The 4832-nt window shown below is 60.9% G+C and carries 2 protein-coding genes; both read right to left on the bottom strand.

The window, feature by feature from the left end; genetic code table 11:
- Positions 1-182 precede the first annotated feature (182 nt).
- The gene (locus CJ255_RS21025; RefSeq protein ID WP_097646039.1) at positions 183-2768 is read right to left on the bottom strand and encodes a glutamine amidotransferase; all 2586 of its coding nucleotides are present in this window, start codon (positions 2766-2768) and stop codon (positions 183-185) included.
- A gap of 241 nt (positions 2769-3009) precedes the next feature.
- Positions 3010-4392, bottom strand: a complete 1383-nt coding sequence (locus CJ255_RS21020) for a DUF8814 domain-containing protein (protein WP_097646038.1) — start codon at positions 4390-4392, stop codon at positions 3010-3012.
- Positions 4393-4832 lie beyond the last annotated feature (440 nt).

Below are 4832 nucleotides of genomic sequence, written 5' to 3'. Positions count from 1 at the left end.
TGGAGATTGGAGATTGGAGATTGGAGATTGGAGATTGGAGATTGGAGATTGGAGATTGGAGATTGGAGATTGCCGAAGGTGGCGTTCTACTGAGCTTTAGGGATGAATACAGTAAGTAGGAACTAGGAACTAGGAACTAGGAACTAGGAACTAGGAACTAGGGCTGCGGCTTCAGATTTACCTCAGGTTGTAAATGTCCCTCGGCGCAAGCCAAGTTCGCCTAGCCACAAGCAGAGGGCAAGCCCCAAGAGCCATGGCCAAAGGTTGGTGCTACGGCTGGGTGCCACTGGCTCTGGACGATCCTCGCCGCTCACTTCGGCCATGAGCCGCCCGCCAGTGAGCTCGGCAATTTGCCCTAAGAGCACTTGGGCCGCCAAGGGGTCATAGCCAATGCGGTACTCGGCGGGTGCGGGGCGAACATAGCCAAGCACCTGCTCTTGCCTGATCCCGTCGTGCAGCAGGGCGATGCTGATTTCGTAGGCCCCTGGGGTGTGCAAACTGAGGTCTTGGGTGTAACGCCCTGGCCCGCTCTGGCCCACCATAAAATTGGTTGTGCTGCCATCGGGTAGGCGCACACGCGCATCAACAGTCGCAAAATCGAGGGGCTCGCCCCCCGGACGGAGCGCCTCGATGACGAGTCGCTCGCCGCCGGGGCGTGGTTCGATGCGTACTTGCAATGCGCCGCTGTCTGGTTCGGGCAAGGTGTAGCGCAACGTCTGTGCCCAGAAGCGCTCAAAACCGGCCCAACTCGTCCACGCTTGCGCCCACGGCGGCCCTAAGCTGGGCGTCCAAGCTACTGTACGCCCCAAGCCATACTGCCAGACCGCCAGCAACGGATCGCCCTCTGGGGCACGCAAGATCACCTCGGCGCTGTCGCGGGGCGTCGTGCCGACATAGCCCGCCAAGACGGGTAGATCGGCGGGGGCAAAGCCCTGCAAGATGGGATGCTGAAGGCCCAATTCGGCGTAGATTTCACCCTCGATGAGACTATCAGCACGGGCAAGCTCGCTCTCCAGGAGGGTGAGGCGCGGAATATCGGCGGCGCGGTCGGTATAGTAGTAGCGTCCATTACCCCAAGCCGCTAGTTGTTCCAGCAGAACTGTGTCGGAATCGCGCCCAATGGCAATCGTCGAAAGCGTAATCTCATTGGCTCGCGCCGTATCAATCATGCGCCGATAGTTGTCCATGTTGGTCGTAAAGCTACGTCCATCGGTGAGCAGCACAGCATGGCGTACACCTGTCGGTTGCTGCGCCAGATCGGGCAGGCTATCGGCTAAGGCCCGTTCAATGTCGGTACCACCACCAAGGGGTAGGCGCAGAATTGCATCAATGATCGCGTCCCGGTTGGCCTCGTCGCCAATGGTTTGAAAGTTGACTACCCAGAGGGTGTTGGTATCAAAGGCCAGGATGCCCACGCGGTCATCAGCGCGTAAACTCTCGGTCGAGAGGATCGCCGCCTCTTTGGCCATGTCAAACTTACTCACACCAAAGGCGGCACTCATGCTGGCCGAGCGGTCAATGATCAGCAGGAGGGCTACCGTATCGCGCTGAGGGCGCGGCGGTGCCTCCATGTGGAGCGGCAGCACCTCTTCCAGCGGCGTGGACTTGTAGGCGCCCAAGGTATAGGCGTTGCGTCCACCCACAACGAGCAAGCCGCCCCCTTCACTGCGGACAAACTCGCGCACCGTGGCCATCTGATCAAAGCTCAAGGCTGTAGCGGGCAGATCGAGCAGCACCATGCCATCAAAGCGCATCAGATCGTCGAGGCGCGTGGGCAACTCAGTCGCGGCCAGCGTTTCACTCCTGATGCCTTGACGCTCCAAGGCATCACTGAGCAAAAGCGCATCGCTCGCACGGTAAGCAACCAGCAACACCAGCGGCGGCGGACGCACCAACACCGTGGCGGCCACCAGATCATTCAGCAGCCTGGGGGTGCCTTCGAGCAAGAGCAGTTCAGCGTGGAGCCGCAGAATCCCCGGGGTCTCGGCCTGATGCTCAATGCGAAACTGCTCAACCCCTGGCTGCAACTGCACCGGCTCATCGGCCAAAAGCTGCGTGCCATCCCAGAGGCGCAGACGCCCAGTTACCAGTTCGGGGGGCAAAGTGGGCGGCAGGTGGTAGGTCGCATCAACCACCAGCTCAAAGCGTTCACCCGCCAGCACACTCGTGGGCGCAAGCATCGCAGTGAGGGCCAACTCGCTGCGGGGCGGCTGCACCACTGGCACCACATCCACCTGAATAGCCGCCTCAGCGGCCACATGGGCTTCAAAGAGCGTATCGCCGCTGGTCACCCGCCCATCGCTGAAGAGGATCACGCGGCCTCCACCGGGCAGCAAGGCGCGGGCGGCCCGCAGCCCCGCCGCCAGATCGGTACCCGTGGGATCGGGCAGTTGCACCTCCGTCAGCGCGGCCACCTCAAGCTCACTAGGCGGGCCACTCACCACCTCTGCGCCCAGATAGAGCACCCGCGCCGTGCCATCACTCTGCTGCACCAAGGCAGCCGCCTGCTCGCGGAGAGCCAGGCGCGTCGCCGGTTCCAAGCTATCCGACTGATCCACCAGCACCACCAGTGGCCCCTCAGCGGGTGCTTCCGCCGCCAAACGCAGCCAGATCGGGTTGGCAAGGGCAAGAATCAGCAAGGCCAACGCCCCTAGCCGCACCCCCAAAGCCCAGCCTGAAACCACCTGCCCGCCGCGCCAGAACCAGAGCAGCACAATGGCCGGGAGGATCAACAAGAGCCATAGGATGGAGGGGTTTTGTAGGAGCATAGGGAAGGATAGGAGAGAGAAGGTAGGAGGTAGGAAATAGGAAAGATAGGGCTTTGGGATGACATGGATGGCCCTCACCCCCTACCCCCTTCGGCAAGCTCAGGGCACCGCCTCTCCCACGTTGTGGGAGAGGGGCGAAGACAACGCTGTTTCTTGCGTTCCTTTGCGCTCTTTTGCGGCAACGAACCCGTTTTCTGTTCGTCCTATTTTCTCTCTCCTCTCTCCTACTTCCTAACTAAGCTTACTCCGCAAGCGCCTGGGTCGTATCGAGGTCTGGTTCGGGGGGCCACGGTTGCAGGTTGCCGTCGCGGTCACGGGCGCGGGCGCGGAAAGCAAAGTGGCGGCCCTCATCGGGGCCAAACCATGCTTCGGTGGCTGTGGTGGCCCGCTGCCAATCGTTCCAGCCGCCGCGTGGCATTTGGCGTACCTGCACATCATAGCTCGCAATGGCGCTTGGATTGCTGCTGCCGCCCCAGACAATCCGATAGCCGGTGCCTTCGCGTTCGATGCGTTGAATACTGGCCGTTGGCGGTCTAGGATCGTTACGTGGCGCCCACGCCAAGGCATCATAGCGCACCGCCAGCCCCTCGTCTTCGGTCAGATCATCGAGGAAGACGCGGGGCGTAGAGCTGGGATCAGAGCCAAAGGAGAAGGCACCCAAGGATGCCCAGGTACCGGCATGGGCCTGTTGGTCGAGAGGCACCAGCGTTGTCCCACCGTCGTGGGTAATCTCATAGCGGGCCGAGCGGGTCGCCGTACCGCCACAGGCAGGGATGTAGGCAAGTAACTCGTAGTAGCCAGGCGTAAGCTGAGTTGGCTCCCAGAAGGCCGAAGCGGTCGCCCGTGCGGGCACCATGGTTGAGCCAGTCCATGTATGGCTACCACCAAAACCACAGGCGGCCTCGTTCCAGGGGAAGCCTTGGCGCACAAAACCCAAAGCGGCATCATCAACCACCAGCGCCCCCGCCTCGGCCTCAACGGGCGGTGCAGGGGTAGCAGTTGGCGCGGGCGGTGCAGTTGGTGCAGGCGCGGGCACTGGGGCCGTAACCGAAACCGCCGCACCGGGGCCAGGATCGCGGCCCAACCAGAGGAAGCTCACCTCAACCCAATCATTATTGGTCATCTGGAGATCATCCCAGAAAGTACCATCAGCAATATCAATCCCATTGGGATTATTGATGCGCCGCCCCTGCTCGTCGCGCCCGCCATTATAGCCATTGTAGTAGGCCGCCTGGGCCATCGGCACACCCACGGGAAGATCGCTATAACGCTGGCGATTGGGATCCCAATACTCATCACTCGTATTCCATGGGCCCACATCCCAGACCGGCACCACCACACTGCGTCCCCGGTAGGTCACACGGACACTATAGCGGTCGGTACCCATTGGTGAAAGCACCGCCCAAGAAGGCAAGGCCACAAAACGGTCGCGCTCCACAATAATATGCCCATTTGCCGTCATGCGCCCCACCAAACCCTGGCGGGTCGCAAAGATACGGTAGGTTGGTGCCAAATCCTGACGTTGGGGTTCAGTCACAGGCCGCGCCTGCACCTGAGCCACCATCGTCACAAGCAGCAGCAACACCAAAAGCGCAACAGACTGACGGAGTCGCGTGAGTTTCATGATCCACCTACCTAGATTTAGGGTTATGGTAAGGTCACCTGTGGTGGGATGGGCTACGCCCCAACCTTAGCTTCTTCCTATCGTGTTGGCGGCGAAGCCGCCAACACGATAGGAAGAAGCTCTTCGGGGTAGGCTTCGCCTACCCATACGCATTACGTTTAGGGCTACCGCCCTAAAACCCGCTTTGGGTCTACGCCCCAAACCACGTTTTTTGTTCCGTGTTGGCGGCTTCGCCGCCAACACGGAACAAAAAGAGTCTTTTTGGGGTAGGCTTCGCCTCCCCCAAACCCCCGCCGGGGGTTTAACGTAATGCGTATGGATTCGCCTCCCCCAACCTCCCGCCGGGAGGCTTAACGCATACACTAATAGACCAAATGAATAAACGAGCGCATCGGATCGAGGGTTGGCAACGGCACTAGCGGTGCCACCAAGCCGCCTTC

The organism is Candidatus Viridilinea mediisalina, from assembly GCF_002532535.1.
GTDB lineage: Bacteria > Chloroflexota > Chloroflexia > Chloroflexales > Chloroflexaceae > Viridilinea > Viridilinea mediisalina.
The sequence above is the reverse complement of the archived record's forward strand: the minus strand, read 5'-3'. Positions and strand labels throughout refer to the sequence as shown.

What these genes read in the sequence shown, in the direction of transcription:
- CJ255_RS21025 (WP_097646039.1), bottom strand. Translation starts at nt 2,768, where the DNA reads ATGCTCCTACAAAACCCCTCCATCCTATGGCTCTTGTTGATCCTCCCG.
- CJ255_RS21020 (WP_097646038.1), bottom strand. Translation starts at nt 4,392, where the DNA reads ATGAAACTCACGCGACTCCGTCAGTCTGTTGCGCTTTTGGTGTTGCTG.